At 72.7% G+C, this 18052-nt stretch carries 20 protein-coding genes; 10 read left to right on the top strand and 10 right to left on the bottom strand.

The window, feature by feature from the left end:
- Window positions 1-30: 30 nt before the first annotated feature.
- Complete coding sequence (locus ACIP6W_RS12805) at window positions 31-915, top strand: aminoglycoside phosphotransferase family protein (protein ID WP_400429931.1); 885 nt, start codon at window positions 31-33, stop codon at window positions 913-915.
- Window positions 916-927: 12 nt separating this feature from the next.
- Here the strand turns inward: ACIP6W_RS12805 and ACIP6W_RS12810 are convergent, their stop codons facing one another.
- Entirely contained in the window at window positions 928-1482 is a 555-nt protein-coding gene (locus tag ACIP6W_RS12810; RefSeq protein ID WP_251154545.1) for a TetR/AcrR family transcriptional regulator, read from the bottom strand.
- A gap of 68 nt (window positions 1483-1550) precedes the next feature.
- Between ACIP6W_RS12810 and ACIP6W_RS12815 the strand changes: the two genes are divergently transcribed.
- Window positions 1551-2291: a hypothetical protein gene (locus ACIP6W_RS12815; RefSeq protein WP_400429933.1), complete on the top strand. Its 741-nt coding sequence runs from the start codon at window positions 1551-1553 to the stop codon at window positions 2289-2291.
- A gap of 65 nt (window positions 2292-2356) precedes the next feature.
- On the opposite strand, the gene ACIP6W_RS12820 is transcribed toward ACIP6W_RS12815, so the two are convergent.
- Entirely contained in the window at window positions 2357-3220 is an 864-nt protein-coding gene (locus tag ACIP6W_RS12820) for an NAD(P)H-binding protein (RefSeq protein WP_400429935.1), read from the bottom strand.
- A gap of 85 nt (window positions 3221-3305) precedes the next feature.
- Here ACIP6W_RS12820 and ACIP6W_RS12825 point away from each other — a divergent pair, with 85 nt between their 5' ends.
- Window positions 3306-4064: a TetR/AcrR family transcriptional regulator gene (locus ACIP6W_RS12825; RefSeq protein ID WP_066655576.1), complete on the top strand. Its 759-nt coding sequence runs from the start codon at window positions 3306-3308 to the stop codon at window positions 4062-4064.
- 25 nt (window positions 4065-4089) lie between these two features.
- Here the strand turns inward: ACIP6W_RS12825 and ACIP6W_RS12830 are convergent, their stop codons facing one another.
- A complete protein-coding gene (locus tag ACIP6W_RS12830) occupies window positions 4090-4632 on the bottom strand; it encodes a hypothetical protein (protein WP_209684951.1) in 543 nt (180 codons plus the stop codon).
- A gap of 99 nt (window positions 4633-4731) precedes the next feature.
- Here ACIP6W_RS12830 and pnuC point away from each other — a divergent pair, with 99 nt between their 5' ends.
- Together pnuC and ACIP6W_RS12840 are read left to right on the top strand one after the other, a co-directional pair.
- The gene (gene pnuC / locus ACIP6W_RS12835) at window positions 4732-5397 is read left to right on the top strand and encodes a nicotinamide riboside transporter PnuC (RefSeq protein WP_066655568.1); all 666 of its coding nucleotides are present in this window, start codon (window positions 4732-4734) and stop codon (window positions 5395-5397) included.
- A 74-nt stretch (window positions 5398-5471) separates the two neighbouring features.
- Window positions 5472-6104 carry a TetR/AcrR family transcriptional regulator gene (locus ACIP6W_RS12840; protein ID WP_209684953.1) on the top strand — a complete coding sequence of 211 codons (633 nt, stop codon included), beginning with the start codon at window positions 5472-5474 and terminating at the stop codon, window positions 6102-6104.
- A gap of 64 nt (window positions 6105-6168) precedes the next feature.
- Here the strand turns inward: ACIP6W_RS12840 and ACIP6W_RS12845 are convergent, their stop codons facing one another.
- From ACIP6W_RS12845 to ACIP6W_RS12870, 6 genes are all read right to left on the bottom strand, one after another.
- Window positions 6169-7395 carry an ABC transporter permease gene (locus ACIP6W_RS12845; protein WP_251161008.1) on the bottom strand — a complete coding sequence of 409 codons (1227 nt, stop codon included), beginning with the start codon at window positions 7393-7395 and terminating at the stop codon, window positions 6169-6171.
- Window positions 7392-8360, bottom strand: a complete 969-nt coding sequence (locus ACIP6W_RS12850; RefSeq protein ID WP_066655558.1) for an ABC transporter ATP-binding protein — start codon at window positions 8358-8360, stop codon at window positions 7392-7394. The genes ACIP6W_RS12845 and ACIP6W_RS12850 overlap by 4 nt, the downstream gene beginning before the upstream one ends.
- Window positions 8361-8570: 210 nt before the next feature.
- Window positions 8571-10232 carry a glycoside hydrolase family 13 protein gene (locus tag ACIP6W_RS12855; RefSeq protein ID WP_400429938.1) on the bottom strand — a complete coding sequence of 554 codons (1662 nt, stop codon included), beginning with the start codon at window positions 10230-10232 and terminating at the stop codon, window positions 8571-8573.
- Window positions 10233-10318: 86 nt separating this feature from the next.
- Window positions 10319-11224, bottom strand: coding sequence for a carbohydrate ABC transporter permease (locus tag ACIP6W_RS12860; protein ID WP_066655554.1), 906 nt, complete (start codon window positions 11222-11224; stop codon window positions 10319-10321).
- Window positions 11224-12174 carry a carbohydrate ABC transporter permease gene (locus tag ACIP6W_RS12865; RefSeq protein WP_066655553.1) on the bottom strand — a complete coding sequence of 317 codons (951 nt, stop codon included), beginning with the start codon at window positions 12172-12174 and terminating at the stop codon, window positions 11224-11226. The genes ACIP6W_RS12860 and ACIP6W_RS12865 overlap by 1 nt, the downstream gene beginning before the upstream one ends.
- 10 nt (window positions 12175-12184) lie before the next feature.
- Entirely contained in the window at window positions 12185-13483 is a 1299-nt protein-coding gene (locus tag ACIP6W_RS12870; protein ID WP_400429941.1) for an ABC transporter substrate-binding protein, read from the bottom strand.
- 134 nt (window positions 13484-13617) lie between these two features.
- Here ACIP6W_RS12870 and ACIP6W_RS12875 point away from each other — a divergent pair, with 134 nt between their 5' ends.
- The 4 genes from ACIP6W_RS12875 (at window position 13618) to ACIP6W_RS12890 (ending at window position 15923) form a co-directional block, all read left to right on the top strand.
- On the top strand, window positions 13618-14817 hold the full coding sequence (locus ACIP6W_RS12875; RefSeq protein WP_251154547.1) for an ROK family protein: 1200 nt from the start codon (window positions 13618-13620) through the stop codon (window positions 14815-14817).
- Between the two features lie 60 nt (window positions 14818-14877).
- Complete coding sequence (locus ACIP6W_RS12880; RefSeq protein ID WP_066655545.1) at window positions 14878-15141, top strand: type II toxin-antitoxin system prevent-host-death family antitoxin; 264 nt, start codon at window positions 14878-14880, stop codon at window positions 15139-15141.
- The gene (locus ACIP6W_RS12885; protein WP_066655542.1) at window positions 15134-15409 is read left to right on the top strand and encodes a type II toxin-antitoxin system RelE/ParE family toxin; all 276 of its coding nucleotides are present in this window, start codon (window positions 15134-15136) and stop codon (window positions 15407-15409) included. Before ACIP6W_RS12880 ends, ACIP6W_RS12885 begins: the two co-directional genes overlap by 8 nt.
- 79 nt (window positions 15410-15488) lie before the next feature.
- A complete protein-coding gene (locus ACIP6W_RS12890; protein WP_209684956.1) occupies window positions 15489-15923 on the top strand; it encodes a hypothetical protein in 435 nt (144 codons plus the stop codon).
- A 42-nt stretch (window positions 15924-15965) separates the two neighbouring features.
- Here the strand turns inward: ACIP6W_RS12890 and ACIP6W_RS12895 are convergent, their stop codons facing one another.
- Entirely contained in the window at window positions 15966-16976 is a 1011-nt protein-coding gene (locus ACIP6W_RS12895; protein ID WP_081984994.1) for a low specificity L-threonine aldolase, read from the bottom strand.
- Window positions 16977-17109: 133 nt separating this feature from the next.
- Between ACIP6W_RS12895 and ACIP6W_RS12900 the strand changes: the two genes are divergently transcribed.
- Window positions 17110-18030: a metallophosphoesterase gene (locus ACIP6W_RS12900; protein ID WP_209684957.1), complete on the top strand. Its 921-nt coding sequence runs from the start codon at window positions 17110-17112 to the stop codon at window positions 18028-18030.
- Window positions 18031-18052: the final 22 nt, after the last annotated feature.

Genomic DNA, 18052 nt, shown 5'->3' on the forward strand with positions numbered 1-18052 from the left:
CCCCGTCCCGGCGCTCGGTACGCTCCGAGCATGTGGCCGACCGAGCAGGACTGGCGTGCGTCCGTCCCGCGTCTGCTCGCCCGCGCGGTCGAGCGCTGGGACCTGCGCCCCGGCGAGCCGTACGCGGGCGGCAGCGTCTCGCACGTCGTCCGAGTGCGGCTGCCCGACGGCGGCGATGCCGTCCTCAAGCTGTCCCTGCCGCACCGCGAGGCCGAGCACGAGGCAGCAGCGCTCGGGTGGTGGGACGGCGCCGGGGCGGTCCGCCTGCTCGCCGTGGACCCGGACGACCCCTTCGTGCTGCTGCTCGAGCGCTGCGACCCCGGCACCCGCCTCGTGCAGCGCGACGACGTGCCGGCCGAGGAGCGCCTGCGCACCGCGGGTGGTCTGCTCACGCGGCTCTGGGCGACCGGGATCCCGGACGACCACCCGTTCGAGTCCGTCGCCGACGTCGCCGCGGAGTGGGCGGCGCTCGCCGATGCCCGGATGCTCGAGCTCGCGCCACCCTTCGACCCCGGACTCGTGCGCCGCGGCACCGACCTGCTCCGCACCCTGCCCCGCGGCGCCCCACGGTCGGTGGTCGTGCACGGGGACGCGAACCCCGGCAACGTGCTCGCGGCGGTCCGGGCGCCGTGGCTCGTCATCGACCCGAAGCCGATGGTCGGCGATCCGGCCTACGACCTGAGCCCGGTGCTCGTGCAGGTCGACGACCCCTTCCGCACGGGCGACCCCCTGCGCGCCGTCCGGCACCGGGTCGCCGTGCTGTCGGACACGACCGGCCAGTCCCCGGACCGCATCGCCGCCTGGTGCACGGCACGGCTGGTCGAGTCCGCCCTCTGGTCGGTGAGCAGGGGAGCGCTCGGCGACGGTGTCGACGCGATGGCCCGTGCTGCGGTGGTCGACGGGCTCGGCGCCTGACCACCGCGGGGTTCACCTCCGCGGGAGCCCGGCGACGTAGGCCGTGAGCACCGCGTGCGGATCGACGGCGGCGACCGCGCCGACCCGGTAGAGCAGCAGGGCGTCGACGATCCCGACGAGGTCCCGTGCTGAGCCGTCCGGGTCCACGACGCCGATGCCGTCGAGCAGGGTCCGTGCCGCTCGGACGAGGTCGTCACGCACCGGGTCGGCGCCGGTCAGGGGAGCACGCAGTCCGGGGTCGTCGCGCAGTTCGACGAGGAGCGCGAGCCGGGCGGCCTGTGCATCGCCGCGAGCAGCGAGTGCGTCGAGGAACCCGGTGGCGACCGCGACGACCGAGGCGTCGTCCGGGTCCTCCGGCAGCTGGAGTCCGGCGACGTCGGACGCCAGCTGCTCGGTGATCCGCGCCGCCACCAGCGCGAGCAGTGCGTGCCGGGTCGACGCGTAGTACGTCGTCGACCCGGGCGGGACCCCTGCCTCGGTGTCGACGCCGCGGTGGGTGAGTGACCGCGCGCCGCCGCGCGCCACGAGACGGACCGCCGCGTCGGCGAGGTCGTCGCGTCGTCCCATGGCTTCCCCTCTCGGCCAGGACATCGTACTGTTCTCTACATCTGTAGAGGATCGATCGGGAGGGTGTCGTGCGCGCAGTCGTCGTCGGCGGGGGAGCATCGGGTCGAGCGATCGGAGCGGCGATCGCCGCGCGGGGCTGGGCGGTGCAGGTGTCGTCGCGGCGGACGGGGTTCGACGTCCTGCGCGACGACGTCGCGGCTGTGCTCCGGGGTGCCGACGTGGTGGTCGAGGCCACCGGTCGCTTCACGACGAGCCGCCGACGAGCCACCGACTTCTTCGTCCGGTCGACCACCGCGATCGGTTCGGCTGCCGCAGCGGTCGGGGCGCGGCACGTCCTGCTCTCGGTCCTCGGGTGCGAGCGTCCGGAGGTGCAGGGGTACGGCTACTTCGCTGGCAAGGCAGCGCAGGAACGGGCCGCCGCGACGACCGGTGCCGAACTGTCGGTGGTGCGCTCGACGCAGTGGCACGAGTTCGCGGAGCAGAACGCCGAGCGCTTCGGCGTCGGTCGCGTCGCGCTGGTCCCGGCGATGACGATCGCTCCCGTGGCGCTGACCGCGGTGGCCGCCGTCGTGGCGGAGGTCGTCTCGGGTGAGCGCAGGGAGCGACGCGTCGAGGTCGCCGGGCCGCGGCGGACGACACTGCTGGCGATGACGGAGTCGCTGCCCGCTCCCGGCATCCGTGCGCTGCCGCTCCGCATCCCCGGTCGGCTGGGGCGCGCGTTCCGCGACGGTGCGCTCCTGCCGGACGTGGGTACGGAGGTGGTCGGACCGTCCTTCGACGAGTGGCTCACCGCGCGGTCGCGCCGCTGATGCCGGTCGGCCGGTCGGCCGGGGCGTCGCGCTCGCGGCAGGCTGACCGGCACGACGGCGTCCGCTCAGCGCGTGCCGGCGACGACGGCGTCGAGTGCGTCGTCCGCAGACCTCGGCTCGCGGCCGAGCAGCGTCCGGAGCGTCGGGTCCGTCCCCGCGAACCACCCTCCGGCCGCTGCCTCGTACATGCCGAGCAGGAACCGGACCATGCGTTCGTCCTGCCCCGCCGCGACGGCGCCGCCGACCCACTGTTCCGCGTCGACGAGCCGGAAGCCGACGTCGCGACCGACGCGCTCGGCCAGCCGGTCCGTGAGCTCCCCGAAGGTCGGTGCCGCGGTCGCGGTGATGGTCACCGGTCCCTCGGCCGGCGTCTCCTGCAGCAGCAGGGCGGCGGCCGCCTCGGCTGCGTCCTCACGGGCGGTCCAGGACACCGGTCCGTCTGCCGGCAGGGCGACCGTCCCCGTCTCCGGCCACGGCCCCAGCAGCCACTGCAGGCTGTGGGCGTAGAAGCCGTTCCGGAGCGAGGTCCACCGGAGGCCCGACTCGGCGAGCAGGTCCTCGGTGGCGGCGTGGTGCTGTGCCGGCACGAACGGGGACGCCGCTCCCGCGCCCTGGTGGCTCGTGTAGAAGACGTGTCCGACGCCGGCGCTCGCCGCGGCCTGCACGGCGTTCCGGTGCTGCCGGACGGTGTCCCCTCCCGGGTCGTTCGACGAGACGAGCAGCAGGCGGTCCGAGCCGGCGAAGGCCTCGACCAGGCCCGCCGGGTCGTCGTAGTCGCCGTGACGCACCGTCACGCCGCGCTCGGCGAACCGCGCGGCGCGTGCGGGGTCCCGTGTCACCACCGTGAGCCGGGATGCCGGGAGGTGGTCGAGGAGGTGGTCGGCGGTGGCGCCGTTGAGTGCGCCGGTCGCTCCGGTGATCGTGATCATGGTGGCCTCGTTCGTGTTAGCGGTGGAAACACGAGAACCGTAGCGCTGGTTTTCGGTGGAAGCAAGCACCTGTTAGCGTTGATCCGTGACCAGTACCGCACCGGCGATCGACTCCCGTCGCGACGTCCGCGAGCGCATCGTGGTCGGCGCTGCGGAGCTCCTCCACGACGGCGGTGTCGACGCGGTGACGACGCGAGCGGTCGCCGCGAGAGCAGGAGTGCAGGCGCCCACGATCTACCGGCTCTTCGGGGACAAGGACGGACTGCTCGACGCGGTCGCCGAGCACGTCATGACGGTGTTCAGCGCCGAGAAGGCCGCGATGGTCGACGCCGCCGGAGCGGACGGGACGGACCCGGTCGAGGCGCTCCGCGCGGGATGGGACGCGACCATCGCCTTCGGGCTCGCCAACCCCGACCTGTTCGTCATCATGAGCGACCCGCGTCGCGGGCGAGGGTCACCCGCCGTGGCGGCCGGGCTGCGTGTGCTCGAGGAACGGTTGCGACGGGTCGCGGTGGCCGGACGTCTCCTCGTCGGGGCGTCGGAGGCGGTCCGGCTGGTGCACGCGGCCGGTACCGGTGCCGTGCTCGCGATCCTGGGCGAACCGGAGGGCCGACGCGACCCTGCCCTGGCCGAGACGGTCTGGGCCGCGGTCGAGGCGCAGGTCGTCGTCCCCGAGCGCGACGTCGTCGCCGGTCCCGACCGGGCGCTCCGCACCGCGGCGTCGACCCTGCGCGCCGGCGTCGAGGAACTCGACCGACTGACGGCAGCCGAGCGCGCTGTCCTGGCGGAGTGGCTCGACCGCGTGGCGGCGGGGCGTCGGGAGTCCGACTCCGGAGGAGCCTGACCGTCCGACCTGCGTCGGACGCAGCTCAGTCGGTCGCGCCCCTCGGCGGGTCCACGAGCAGCGCGACCCGGTCCCGCAGGTAGTCCTCGAGCGGCACGGCGGTCCCGGAGGTGGGGGACCAGCGGACGACCGGTTCGCCGTCGACCACGGCGAGCACACCATCGGCCCCGACGAGCGAGTCGTCGAGCGGGATCGGCACCGCGCCGTGGTTGACCGTGTCGCCCGCGGCGAAGTGCCCCTTCGCCGCGGCCGCCCGGTAGGCGCGGCGCACCTCGGCGGAGACCGAGACGAACTGCTGGCGTCCGGGGTCGGTCACGCGGGTGATCTGCCCGGTCGCCCAGACCCCGCCGGCGGTCTCGGAGGACGATCCGAGCAGCAGGGCTCCGACGCGCCAGACCCGGCCGAGCGAGCGGATCGTCGGCTCCCGACGGATCCCGAGGACGGCGCGGGGCTCGACGTACTCGCCGAGGGCCTCGTCGCGGACGCCGGCTGCCCGCAGGCGCGCGGCCGCGTGGTCGAGCAGGGTCCGCGCTCGCCGCACCGCGTCCTCCACGAGCCCGTCCGTCACGCTGCCCGAGCCTAGACCGGCACGTCACACGGGGTCGCGCGGCCGGAGGAATGCGCCCGCTGCCCGTACGGTTGCACGGTCTCGGAACGAGGAGGGCCCATGGGCATCGTGCGGTGGTTGTTCGACGCGCAGCTCGTCATCGGCGACCAGACCGTGCTCTGGCGCGAGGTGATCGGCAACGTGTTCGGGCTGCTCAGTGCGCTCGGCGGGATGCGTCGCAGGGTCTGGGCGTGGCCGGTGGGGATCCTCGGGAACGCCCTGCTCTTCACGGTGTTCATGGGTGCGCTCTTCGACACCCCGAACCCGGTGAACCTGCTCGGCCAGGCCGGCCGACAGGTCATGTTCATCGTCGTCAGCGTCTACGGGTGGTACCGGTGGACGCACCGCGCGGACGAGGCGACGACCGTCGTCGAGCCGCGGTGGGCCTCCTGGTCGACCCGGGGGCTGCTGGTGCTGGCGCTGGTGGGCGGCACCGCCGTCCTGACGCCCGTGTTCCGGGCCCTCGGCTCGTACGAGCCGGTCTGGAGCGACGCCTGGATCTTCGTCGGGTCCGTGCTGGCGACGTACGGCATGGCGAAGGGCTGGGTCGAGTTCTGGCTGATCTGGGTCGCGGTCGACCTGGTCGGGGTGCCGCTGCTCTTCTCGGCCGGCTACTACGCGTCCGGGCTCATGTACGTCTTCTACGGCGCCTTCACCCTGACCGGGTTCTTCGTCTGGGTACAGCAGGGGCGCAAGCCGTCGGCGGCGCCGGTGACGGTGGGCTGACGCGCTCGACAGGTGTTGCCTGACCCCCGCACTGGGTGGAGACACGCCGGGGCCGGGTGCGGTGGACTGTCGGGATGGCAGACATGCACGGCGGGTCCGTCGAGGACGACGCGTCGCTGGCCGAGCGGATCGTGCGCGGGGCGATCCGGGCCTACCGGCTGCACCCGTTCCACGAGGTCGACGCCGGTACGGTCGCCGAGACCTGCGGCGTGGACCGCACGGTCGTCGACCGGCTCTTCCCGACCTGGGACGGACTGCTCCTTGTGGTCTACGACCGCTGGCTGCAGCTCCGCGGATCCCGCCGGTCGTCGGTGCCGCGGTGCACGCTCGAGCACGTGCGGATGACCCTGGCCGAGGACGTCGCCGACCCCGGTCTCGTCCGGGTGCTCGCGGGCGTCGTGACCCTCGCCGCGTCCGAACGGGACTTCGCCGGCTTCTTCCGCAAGCGCTTCGAGGAGTACGTCGAGGAGCTCACCGTCGGGCTGCAGCGCGACGTCGACGCCGGTCTGGAGACCATCGGCATCCCCGCCCACCAGGCCGCGACCCAGTTGCTCGCGGTCTACGAGGGACTCCAGCTGCAGATGCTCGTCCGGCCGTACCTCGACGTCCTGGTCGAGTACGACCGTGCCGTGCACACGCTCCGGCACGGCTGGCGTGAGCCCGAAGCCGTGGCCTGGGACGTGGACGAGGCGCTCGTCCGCGGCTGACCCACGAGCGGTGCCGCCGTCGACACCCGTCGGCCCGTCGACGACCCGCGTCCGTCGGACCGCGTCAGCGTGCCCGGGCTCGGCCCCGGCGCCAGCCGGCGATCTGCCGCACCGTGACCTTCGACCCGTACTGCGCCACCGAGTGGCGGAACAGGTACTCGGCGAACCAGAGCAGCACCGCGGCCACGGCGAACACCTCGACGATGCAGACGACGGACTCGACGACGGACAGCGATCCGACGGCGTTCCGGACCATGGCGGTGATCGGCGTGAAGGTGGGGAAGTACGTGAAGAACGCCGCCACCGGCGACGACGGCGTCGTCATCACGAAGAACGCCGCGTAGAGCGGGATGATCAGGGCGAAGATCGCGGCGGACTGCAGCGTCGAGGCGTCCTTGATCGAGGGCACCGCAGCGCCGACGGCGACGAAGAGCCCGCAGGCGAGCAGCACCCCGCCGACGAGCAGCAGCGCACCGACGACCATCCGCCACGGGTCCACCGTGAGGCCACCGAGCCGCGACGCGACGAGGGGCAGTGCGACCAGGGCGACCGCGAGGCCCGGCAGCACGACGACCCCGACCTGCACGAGCCCGACGAGCAACATGGCGAGGACCTTGCCCCGGATCAGGTCACCGGCCGTCACCGCGGTCAGGATCATCTCGGAGATGCGGTTCTCCTTCTCCTCGACGACCACCGTCACCATGCGGGTCGCGAGCAGGATCACGATGCCGAAGAACGCGAGGGCGTAGAGCAGCGGCGGGACGATCGACAGCCAGCCCGGGGCGACGCGGCCGTCGGCGTACGTGGTCAGGTCGGTCGACGGCGGGGCGCGGAGGAGCGCCACCGCCTCCTCGTCACCGACCGAGGCCGCGACGCTGCGTTCCAGCACCCGCTCGGCGAGCGAGGAGTAGCCACCGTTCTCGAACAGTCCGCGGTCGGCGGCATCCAGCCGGATCGCCTGCGCCGACGGCTTCTCCGGGTACTCGACGAAGAGCTCGAGCGTGCCCGCCCGGACGGCCGCGCGGTCGGCGGCCGGGTCGTCGGACGGCGACCCGCCCCACTCGGCCGCGACCCGCGCCGACACCAGGCCCGAGTGGTCGACGTACCGGAACGAGGTCTTCGCCGCCGAGGCGCTCGACGAGATCGAGTCGGAGCCGGCCGCCTGTCCGACGCCGACGAGCACCGAGACCAGGACGACGACGATCGGGAGCGCGAGGGTGCCGATCCAGAACGCGGGCTTCTTGACGGCGCGGACGAACTCGAAGCGCACGACCGTCCCGAGCCGGCTCACGCCGCCGCCCCGCTCGCGGTGGTGTGCTGCGTCGACGCCCGGCCGGCCGGGGCCTGGTCGGCCCCGGCGTCGTGGCCGTAGACCTGGACGAAGATCTCGTCGAGCGGGATGCGGCGCATCTCGAACGCGGTCACGTGCACACCTGCGCCGACGAGCGCGGCGAGGATGTCCGACCCGTCCACCGCGGCTGCCTCGGTGGGCACCAGGTGGGCGACGTGACCCTCGTGCCGGGCGAGGCGGTACAGGGGAGAACGGGGGACCGTGCCGGTGAGCTGCACCCGGGCGACGGCGCCGCCGAAGGCGTCCTGCACGTCGGGGATGCTGCCGTACGCGGCTGCCCGGCCGTCCTTGAGCAGCAGGATGCGGTCGCAGAGGCGCTCGACCTCGTCCATGTGGTGCGTGACGAGGACCACGGTCGCGCCGTCAGCCTTCCGCTCGTCGACCAGGTCGAGGAGCAGCCGACGGTTGACCGGGTCGAGCCCCTTCGTCGGTTCGTCGAGGATGAGCAGGCGCGGTCGGTCCATGATCGTGATGCCGAGCTGCACCTTCTGCTGCTGCCCGCCGGACAGCTTGTCGACACGGAGCTTCGCGCGGTCGGCGAGCCCGACGCGCTCGAGGTACTCGGTGCTCCACGCCGCGGCCTCGGTGCGGCGGAGGCCCCGCAGCGTGCCGAAGTAGGTCATGACGTCGAGCACGGACTCCTTGCGGTACAGCCCGCGCTCCTCGGGCAGGTACCCGATGCCGCCGGTCGCGGGTCGGTACGGTGCGCCGTCGACGAGCAGGGTGCCGGAGGTCGGCGTCGTGATGCCGAGCAGCGCCCGGATCGTGGTGGTCTTGCCCGAACCGTTGCTGCCGAGCAGCCCGAAGGTCTCGCCGGGGGCCACGTCGAACGACAGCCCGTCGACGACGTCCCGGTCCCCGAAGCGCATGACGAGGTCCCGCACGCTGATGCTCGCGCCGCTCATGCTGCCGACCCTACCGGCGACGAATGAGTCCATCGCACGTGCGGTGGGAAGCGAGAACGGGCGTACCTGGTCGAACGGTTCGACCCGGTACGCCCGTTCCCACCTGGTACGCCCGGTCCTGCCCGGTGGGCGACGACCGAGGTGACCACACGACGGACGGGAGGCGCGGTGCCTGCCTGCACCGCGCCTCCCGTCCGCCACCGGGTTCCGTCAGGAACGCAACCAGGCGGTCCCCACACCCGACAGTGCGCCGTCTGCCACCGGCGCGGAGGCGAGCAGCAGCTCGCCGGCGGGGAGTGCGTACGGCTCGTCGCCGAACACCGTCACGCTCGTCCAGCCGTTCGGCCGGCGGAACGCGAGCACGTCGTCGCGACCGGTCTCGAGCCACTCGAGGTGCTCCTCGGACTGCAGCTGGCCGCGCAGGCCCAGGGCCTTCCGGTACAGGTTCAGCGTCGAGTCGGGGTCGGCGTCCTCCGCCTCGACCGAGACCTGCGCGAACCACGCCGGCTGCGGCAGGTGCGAGCCGCCCTCGCCGAACCCGAACGACGAACCCTGCCGCGTCCACGGGATCGGCACGCGGCAGCCGTCACGGCCCACGTCGACGCCCGGGTTCCGGAAGAACGCCGGGTCCTGGCGCTCGGCGTCGGGGATGTCGCCGACCTCGTGCAGGCCGAGTTCCTCGCCCTGGTACAGGTAGGCCGAGCCGGGCAGCGCGAGCTCGAGGAGCGTCGCCGCCTGGGCCCGACGGAGTCCGAGCGAACGGTCGAGCGCCGCCTGGTCACCGCCCGCGAGCAGCCACGCGGACCCCTGCTTCTGCTCGTCGCCGTTCCGGGCGGGCAGTGCGTAGCGGGTGGCGTGCCGGACGACGTCGTGGTTCGAGAACACCCACGTCGTCGACGAGCCGGACTGCTCGGCGAGCCCGAGGTTGAACTCGATGATCGTGCGGAACTGCTGTGCGTCGAAGTCCGCCTCGAGCAGGTCGAAGTTGAACGCCTGCCCGAGTCCCTCGGCGCTGGCGTACCGGGCACGGCGGTCGGCTGCGACCCAGGCCTCGGCGACGGCCGTCCGTGCCGGGGTGTACTCGTCGAACACCGTCCGCCACTCGGCGTAGATCTCGTGCACGTCGTCGCGGTCCCACAGGATGTGCGAGCCGTCCTTCGGGGCGGCGAGCACCTCGGCCCACGTGGGCAGCTCGCCTGCGGGCAGGTCCTTCGCCAGGCCGTGCGCCACGTCGATGCGGAAGCCGTCGACACCACGGTCCGACCAGAAGCGCAGCGTGTGCAGGAAGTCGTCGCGCACCTCGCGGTTCGCCCAGTTCAGGTCGGGCTGCTCCGTCGCGAAGTTGTGCAGGTACCACTGGCCGTCGCCCACGGCGGTCCAGGCCGGGCCGCCGAAGATCGACACCCAGTCGGCCGGCGCCTCGGACCCGTCGGGACCGGTGCCGTCGCGGAACACGTAGCGGTCCCGGGCCGGGCTGCCCTTCGGCGACGCCAGTGCCTCGCGGAACCACGCGTGCCGGTCGCTCGTGTGGTTCGGCACGATGTCGACGATGACCCGGATGCCGGCGCCGTGCAGGGCATCGACCATCTCGTCGAAGTCGGCGAGGGTGCCCAGACGCGGGTCGACGTCGCGGTAGTCGTCGACGTCGTAGCCGCCGTCGGCCAGTGCGGACGGGTAGAACGGGCTGAGCCAGACGGCCTCGATGCCGAGGGAGGCCAGGTACGGCACCCGTGAGGTCACCCCGCGGAGGTCGCCGATGCCGTCGCCGTCCGCGTCGGCGAACGAGCGGGGGTACACCTGGTAGACGCTCGCCTGGCGCCACCAGGTCTCGGCGTCGGTGGCGGCTGCGGGCTGGACGAGCGTGTCGGTCACGTCGGGCCTTTCGTTGTTCGTGCGGGTGGTGGTCGTGGTCGTTGCGGCTGCGTTCGTGTCCGCGGTCGCGGACGGCGACGTCGGCGTCACTTGATCGCGCCCTGGGTCACGCCGGCCATCACCCATCGCTGGGTGACGAGGTAGACGATGATCGCCGGGGCCATCGCCATCAGGTACGAGGCGAACGACACGTTGTAGTTGTTGCTGAACTGCGTCTGGAACATCTGCTGCAGCACCGGCAGGGTCTGCAGCGCCGGGTCCGAGGTGATCAGCGACGGCATCACGAAGTCGTTCCAGGACGCCAGGAACGCGAAGATGCCGACGGTGGCGCTCATCGGCGCGAGGAGCGGGAACACCAGTCGCCAGAACACCTGCCCCGTGCTCGCACCGTCGATGCGGGCACTCTCCTCCAGCTCGGCCGGGATCGAGCGCAGGAACGCGGTGAAGAGCAGCACGCTGAACGACAGCTGGAACATGACGTGCAGGATCGCGACGCCGAACGGGTTGTCCAGCCCGGCGAGGCCCGTGAGCTTCACCTGCGACAGTGCGAGCACCGGGAACGGCAGGAACATCGCGGCGAGCAGGTAGAAGAACGACCAGCGGAAGAAGCGGCGCTCCCAGTTCCGGGCGATGGCGTACGCCGTGAACGACGCGAGCAGGATCGTCCCGACGACGGTGATCGCCGCGATGAGCACCGAGACGCCGAACGCCCGCGGGAAGTCCGTGAGCTCCCAGGCCTGCACGAAGCCGTCGACGCTGAACGGCGCCGGCAGCGAGAACGCGTTGCCGTCCACGGCCTGCGTCGTGGTCTTGAACGCCATTGTCACGGTGACGTAGAGCGGGACGAGGACGGACAGGGTGCACAGCGCGAGGACGATCGTGACCGGCCAGTTGAACCGTTCACCGCGGCGTCCGGCGGTGCGGTCGGCGTCGACCGACCGGATGCTGCCGGTCGCCGTCGTGCCCGGACGGAGGGGTGCTTGCATGGTCATCAGAGCGCTGCCTTCCCGCGGGTCGCCCGCAGCTGGATCACGGCGATGACGACGGCGATCACGAAGAAGATCGTCGCGTTCGCCATCTGGTACGCGTAGTCGCCGCCGCTGAAGCCCTTGAAGATCGACATCGCGACCGTCGTGGTCGAGGTGCCCGGGCCGCCGTCGGTCAGGCCGACGACGATGTCGTACGAGTTCAGGAAGTTCTTGAACCCGATCACGAGGTTGATGAGGATGTAGCCCGCCGTCAGGGGTGCGGTGATCGAGACCAGCTGCCGCCAGGCGCTGGCACCGTCGAGCGCCGCGGCCTCGTACACCTCGCCGGGGATCGACAGGACGCCGGCGATGTAGATGAGGAGCGTCGACGGGATCGCCTGCCAGGCGGTCACGACGACGATCGCGACCCACGCCAGGTCGGGGTTCGCCAGGATGCTCTGCTCGAGCGGGGCGATGCCGAGCGTGGTCGCGAGCGCCGGCAGGCTGTTCGCGAAGAGGAACGAGAACACGTAGGCGATGACGATGCCGGAGATCACCATCGGCAGGACGAAGACGCCGCGGAGCGCGATCTTGCCGCGGATCTTCGACGTCAGCGCGATCGCGAGCAGGAACGCCACGGCGTTCACCAGGAGCACGGTGACGAGCGAGAACCCGATGGTGAACAGGTACGCCTGCAGGATCGCGGGGTCGGAGAACACCGCGACGTAGTTCGTCAGGCCGGTGAACCGGAACTCGCCGAAGCCGACGGAGTTCGTGAAGCTCAGCACGATGCCCATCGCTGCGGGGAGCGTGATGGCGAGGGTGAAGAGCACGAGCGTGGGGACGAGGAACAGGAGGAAGAGCGGATCGACGCGCTTGGCGCGTCCGCGGACGCCGGCCTGGAGGCGCGGTGCGGCTCCGCCCCGGCGGCGGCGGTCCGCCGTCGTGATCGATTCGGTGGTCGTGGTGGCCAAGGTCGTCTCCTTACGCGGCCGACCGGAGCGCGAGCCGCGCCCAGTCGCCGTCGAGGGTGCGGAGTTGCGGGTCGGGCGCACCGCCGAAGGCGATGGACTGCAGGTAGTTCGCCACCGGGATCTCGGCGGGGATGAGCTGCGAGGCGCCGAGGTAGAACGCGGCCTGGTCGTACGAGTCCTGCATGCCGCGGAGCGCGGGGTTCGAGACCGGAGGGGAGTCCTTCCGCACGCCGAAGCCGTTGTTGTCGGCGTTGTACCGGTCGCTGATCTCCGGGCTCATCAGGAAGGACAGGAACTCGCGGGCGGCCTCCTGCTTCCGTGAGGCCTCGGGGATCCAGAGCCCGAGGTCGACGTTGACGCGCACCTTGTTGTCGGCGGGGTCGTCGGTCGCCGGGAACGGGAAGGTGCCGAGGTCCATGTCGGGGTTCGTCTTCGCGATCTCGCCGAGCGCCCAGGGGCCCTGCAGGTACATCGCCGCCTTCCCCTGCGCGAACGCGAGGTTGCCGTCGCCGTAGCCCCGGCTGGCGGCGCCCTGCTGGTGCCACTGCAGCAGGTCCACCATGCGACCGACGGGAGCGGCGAAGTCCTTCTCGAACGACACCGCCGACCCCCTGCCGACCGAGGTGCCCTCGCGGTCGAGCGCCGCGAAGGTCGACGGCACGTCGAGCATGCCGCCCACCGAGTAGTCGAACATGCCCTGGGCGATCGTCCAGTTGTCCTTGTACGTGCCGTACATCGGGGTGATCCCGGCCTTCACGAGACGCTCGCACACGTCGGTGAACGCGCTCCAGGTCGTCGGTACCTCGAGACCCTGCTGCGCGAACAGATGCTTGTCGTAGATCACCGACGCGGCGGTCACCGAGTAGGGCAGGACGCTCGTCCGGCCCGGGTAGTCCGCGGTCTGGCGCATCAGGGGCCAGAGGTCGGGGTTGATCGTGTCCTTCTCGGGCAGGTCCGACAGGTCGGTCAGGGCCCCGTGCTCGACGAACGACACCATCGCGTAGTTGTAGTTCAGGCACCCGAGGTCCGGCGGTCGGTTCCGGACGAAGTTCGCGGACATGTTCGACGTCGAGTCGCGGACCACGCGGATCTTGGACTGGCTGTCGTGGAACTTCGCGATGACGTCGTCGAAGTACCCGATGACCTCGGGCTTCGACACGTAGAAGGTGATCGTCTCGGGTCGGCTGCTCGATCCTCCGAGCGGGGCGCACCCGGCGAGTGCCAGGCCCGCGCCGATGCCGCCCGCACCGAGCAGGAACCCGCGGCGGGTGACCCCGGCCGTGCTCCTGGTGGTGGCGTGTGCTTGCACGTCGTCTCCGTCCGTCCGGACCCGGCGTCCCTGCCGTTCCGACTCGCGTGCCGGCGTCGGTGTCGGCTCGCGCGACTAAATGTACTCAGAAAATCTAATCGCGCAAGCAAGTCGCGTCGCGGTAGGGTCGGCGCATGCCACAGCGCCGTGTGACCCCCCGCGCGACCAGCGCCGAGACGGTCCTGGCGTACGCCCTCGAGCCGTCGTCCGGTGCCTTCACGGCGACCGAGGCGATCGACGCCACGGGGCTGACCCGCTCGACCGTCCTCGCCGCGTGCGCGGAGCTCGTCCGGCTCGGTTGGCTCCGCGACCTCGACGACGCCCGCACGGCAGGGGAGTACCGGAAGGGCCGGCCCGCCCGGCGCTGGGAACTCGTCGCGGACGCCGGGGTCGTCGTCGGCGTCGACGCGGGGCAGCACCGCGTCACCGCGCTCGTCGCCGACCTGCGCGGCGCCGTCCTCGCCCGCACCGAGGGGGCGCTCGGCGAGTCCGGGCTCGAGGTGCCCGTCCGGCTCAGTGTGACGACCGACACCGTCGCGGCGGCACTCACCGCGGCGGACGTGGACGCCGCCCGCGTGCTCGTGACGGTCGTCGGCATCCCGGCTCCGGTCGACGCGCTCGGTGCGTCACCCCGCGACGGCGGCTTCTGGGACAGCATGAACCCGGGCTTCTCGGACGTCGTGCCCCACGGTGTCGTCGTGGTCGAGAACGACGCGAACGCCGCCGCGCTGGCCGAACGGCCCTCCTCGGGGGACGCCTCGTTCGCGGCGCTGCTCTCGGGCGAGCGGTTCGGCGCCGGCCTGGTCGTCGACGGCGTGCTGCTCCGTGGTGCCCGGGGCGGTGCCGGTGAGCTCCGGGTGCTCGACCTGGTCGACGGGGTGGCCTCGTCGAACGGCATCGGGCGCACCGCCCGCGAGCTCGTCCGCGCGGCGCGGGCCGACGGGCGCATCGGTCCGGCCTCCCTGCTCGGCGGCGTCGAGGAGCCGGGCGCCGAGGCGGTGTTCGCCGCCGCCGCCCTGCTCGACCCGGTGGCGCTCGAGGTCGTCGACCGCCTGGGGGACCGCCTCGCCCGGGTCTGCGTCCTGCTCGCGAGCCTGCTCGACATCGACCGCGTGGTCGTCGCCGGGGCGATCGCCGACGCCGCCGCTCCCGTGATCGAGCGGGCGCGCGAGCACCTGGCTGCCTGGGAGTACGACCCGACGCCCGAGGTCGTGCCGTCGCGGCTCGGCGGCGACGTCGTGGTCCTCGGCGCCGTCGCGCGTGCGCTCGACCTCGTGCACGCCGACCCGCTGGCCTTCCCGCTGCCCGCCGAGACCCCCGCCGTCGCGACCTGACCGCCGATCCGCTCCCACCGCGCCCTTCCCGACCGGACGTACGAGTCGTACGATCGGTACATGTACAACCTGCCCGCGAGTGAAGCACGCCAGCGATGGTCCGACCTCATCGACCATGCGCACCGCGAACCGGTCGCCATCACGGTCCGCGGCCGCGAGCAGGTCGTCGTGCTCGAGGCGGAACTGGCTCGCCGGGCACTGCAGGCGCTCGAGGACGCGATGGACCGGGCCGCTGTCGATCGCGCTCGGCGGGAACTCGCGGAGGACCCGGAGACGCTGCCCCTCGAGCAGGTCGCCCGCGAGCTGGGCATCACGCTTGGGTGAAGCCTCGCCCGTCGAGTACCGGGTCGAGCTGACCAAGCGTGCCGCGAAGGCGCTGACGAAGCTCGACCGGGTCGTGCAGCGGCGGTTGCTCGCCGCCCTGGTCCTGCTCCGCACGACGCCGCGTCCGCCAGGGTCGACCGCGCTGGTCGGCCGGCCGGGCGAGTTCCGGGTCCGTGTGGGCGACCACCGGATCGTCTACGAGATCGTCGACGATCGTCTGGTGGTCCTCGTGCTGGTCATCGGCCACCGCCGTGACGTGTACCGCTGAACCCGACCGACCGACCGACCGCCGACCCCCCCTGGGCCGATCAGTGACACCGCGGCTCGGTCCGCGGCAGACTGGGCCCGTGACGATCCGACCCGTCCTCGTTCCCACGGTCCTCGGTTTGCTCGCGGTGTTGTGCACCGGGTGCGTCGCCGTCGGTCCGGAGGAGGGTGTCCTCACCCTGACGGGCAGCGACGCGGCCCCGCTCCCGGTGTGCAACGGCGCAGCACCCGTCTCGGTCTCCGCCCTGGCGTCCGACGACCCGCCAGCGTGCGAGCCGACCGGTCAGGTGCTCGTCTTCCCCGACGGAGGCCAGCTGCAGTTGCCGGGGGGATCGCTCGGCACCGGTTCGCAGGCTGCCGCGTCGGGCGTCCGGTACGCGTACAGCGGTGTCGGGCGGTTCGGCGTCGTCGCGGCGCAGGCCGGTCCTGGTTGCGTCGATGTCCAGGAGTGGGGGACCCCGGACGCGTTGCGTCGGGTCCACGACGCCTTCGGCTCGCGCTGGATGTGCGACTGACCGGGCGCGGGACGCGAGCGCCCGGCGGCCGCTCGCGGCCCCTCAGCGGAGGAGCGCCGCCAGGACCTCGGCGGCACGGGCGGCCTGCTCGGCGCTGACGTCGAGGTGCGTCACGAGCCGGACGTGCCTCGGGCCGAGCTGCATCACCCGCACGTCCCGCTCGGCGGCCGCGGCCACGAAGGCTGCCGGATCGGTCACCTCGGCGAAGACGATGTTCGTGTCGACGGTCGCGGGGTCGACGTCGAGCGCGGACGCGAGCACCCGGGCGTTGGTGTGGTCCTCGGCGAGACGGTCGACGTGGTGCCGGAGCGCGTACCGGCCCGCCGCGGCCAGGAAGCCCGTCTGCCGCATGCCCCCGCCGTAGCGCTTCCGCCAGGTGCGGGCCGCGGCGACGTGCTCCCGGGAGCCGACGAGCACCGAGCCGACCGGCGCGCCGAGCCCCTTCGACAGGCAGACCGACACGGTGTCGAACCCCGCGGCGAGGTCGCGCAGCGCGATCCCCGACGCGACGTGGGCGTTCCACAACCGGGCACCGTCGAGGTGCACCGCGATGCCGTGCTCCCGCGCGAACGCCTGCACGGCGTGCACCTCGTCGACGGGCTGCACGGTCCCGCCACCGAAGTTGTGCGTGTTCTCGATCGCGATCGCCGTCGTGGACACGCTGTAGGCGCCGGCGTTCGGCTCAGCCACCTCCGCGACCGCCGCCGCGACGAGGCGTCCGCGCTCCGAGGGCCACGTGCGCGTCGTGATGCCGGAGAACACCGCCGCGGCACCGAGTTCGGCGCGGACGACGTGGGCCCGGACGTCCGCCAGGAGTTCCTCGCCCGGCGCGACGTGCAGCCGCAGCCCGAGCTGGTTCGCCATCGAGCCGGTCGGGGTGAAGAGCCCGGCTTCGTGGCCGAGCAGGTCGGCGACCTCGCGCTCGAGGGCGTTCGTCTCCGGGTCCTCGCCGAAGACGTCGTCACCGACCTCGGCGTCGGCCATCGCTCGGCGCATCGCAGGCGTCGGGCGGGTCACGGTGTCGGAGCGCAGGTCGATCGGAGCGTCGGTCACCGGGCAACGCTAACCCGCCGTCCGGTCCGTCGATCACCAGGCAACACCGACCCGCCGTCCAGTCCGTCGATCACCAGGCAACACCGACCCGCCGTCCAGTCCGTCGATCACCGGCGTCGCTAGCGTGAGGCCCATGCAGCCGCCAGCAGCCGGGACCCTCCGCATCCTCCACCTGTCCGACACGCACCTGACCGGTGACGGTGCCCTGCACCAGGGATCGGTCGACACGACGGCGGCGTTGGACGCGGTGCTCGCGCACGTCGACGGGGTCCCGGGCGTCGGCCTGGTCGTGGTCTCGGGGGACGTGTCCGAGGACGGGAGTCCTGCGTCCTACCGCACGGCTCGCGAGCGGATCGGCGCATGGGCGCAGCGGCACGGCGCCGCACTCGTCCTGGTCCCCGGCAACCACGACCTCCGCGAGGGCTTCCGCCAGGTCCTCGCGAACGGCCACGTCCTCGGCGAGGGCGGCACGCCGCTCGCGCACACGATGGAGTACGTCCCGCCGTCCGTGCCGGTCTCCGGGCAGTCGGTCGTCGCCGGCTTCCGCGTGGTGACGGTCGACACGAGCGTCCCCGGTGCCGGCTACGGCGCGCTCAGCGACGCCGCGCTCGAGCGACTCCGCACGGCGCTCACCGGCGAGCCCGTCCCGCACGGCACGGTCGTCGTGCTCCACCACCCGCCGGTGCCCTCGCCGACCTTGCTGCACGAGGCCCTCCGCCTGCAGGACCCCGAGGACCTCGCCGAGCTCCTCGACGGCTCGGACGTCCGGGTGGTGCTCGGCGGGCACCAGCACCACCACAGCGCCGGGTCGCTCGCCGGCGTCCCGGTGCTCGTCGCGCCCGGGGTCGCGAACGACACGGACGTCGTCGGACCGTACGCCGAGGAGTCCGCCCACGTCGCCCACGGCGCACTGGTCGTCGACGTCGCCACCGACGGCTCCGTCTGGTCGACACCGGTCCGCGTCCCCGACCCGGACCGCGACGTGCTCGCCTTCGCGCTCGACGCCGAGACGGTGGCACGGATCGCGGAGCAGGCGGGGCCCGCCGCGCGCTGACGGCGCCCGGTACCCCTCGCTC

It is taken from the genome of Curtobacterium sp. NPDC088465, from assembly GCF_044753165.1.
GTDB lineage: Bacteria > Actinomycetota > Actinomycetes > Actinomycetales > Microbacteriaceae > Curtobacterium.

Coding starts and splice junctions, on each gene's coding strand:
- ACIP6W_RS12820 (WP_400429935.1), bottom strand. CDS start 3,220: ATGATCACGATCACCGGAGCGACCGGCGCACTCAACGGCGCCACCGCC.
- ACIP6W_RS12840 (WP_209684953.1), top strand. CDS start 5,472: ATGGCAGACATGCACGGCGGGTCCGTCGAGGACGACGCGTCGCTGGCC.
- ACIP6W_RS12900 (WP_209684957.1), top strand. CDS start 17,110: ATGCAGCCGCCAGCAGCCGGGACCCTCCGCATCCTCCACCTGTCCGAC.
- pnuC (WP_066655568.1), top strand. CDS start 4,732: ATGGGCATCGTGCGGTGGTTGTTCGACGCGCAGCTCGTCATCGGCGAC.
- ACIP6W_RS12875 (WP_251154547.1), top strand. CDS start 13,618: ATGCCACAGCGCCGTGTGACCCCCCGCGCGACCAGCGCCGAGACGGTC.
- ACIP6W_RS12850 (WP_066655558.1), bottom strand. CDS start 8,360: ATGAGCGGCGCGAGCATCAGCGTGCGGGACCTCGTCATGCGCTTCGGG.
- ACIP6W_RS12810 (WP_251154545.1), bottom strand. CDS start 1,482: ATGGGACGACGCGACGACCTCGCCGACGCGGCGGTCCGTCTCGTGGCG.
- ACIP6W_RS12805 (WP_400429931.1), top strand. CDS start 31: ATGTGGCCGACCGAGCAGGACTGGCGTGCGTCCGTCCCGCGTCTGCTC.
- ACIP6W_RS12880 (WP_066655545.1), top strand. CDS start 14,878: ATGTACAACCTGCCCGCGAGTGAAGCACGCCAGCGATGGTCCGACCTC.
- ACIP6W_RS12860 (WP_066655554.1), bottom strand. CDS start 11,224: ATGACCATGCAAGCACCCCTCCGTCCGGGCACGACGGCGACCGGCAGC.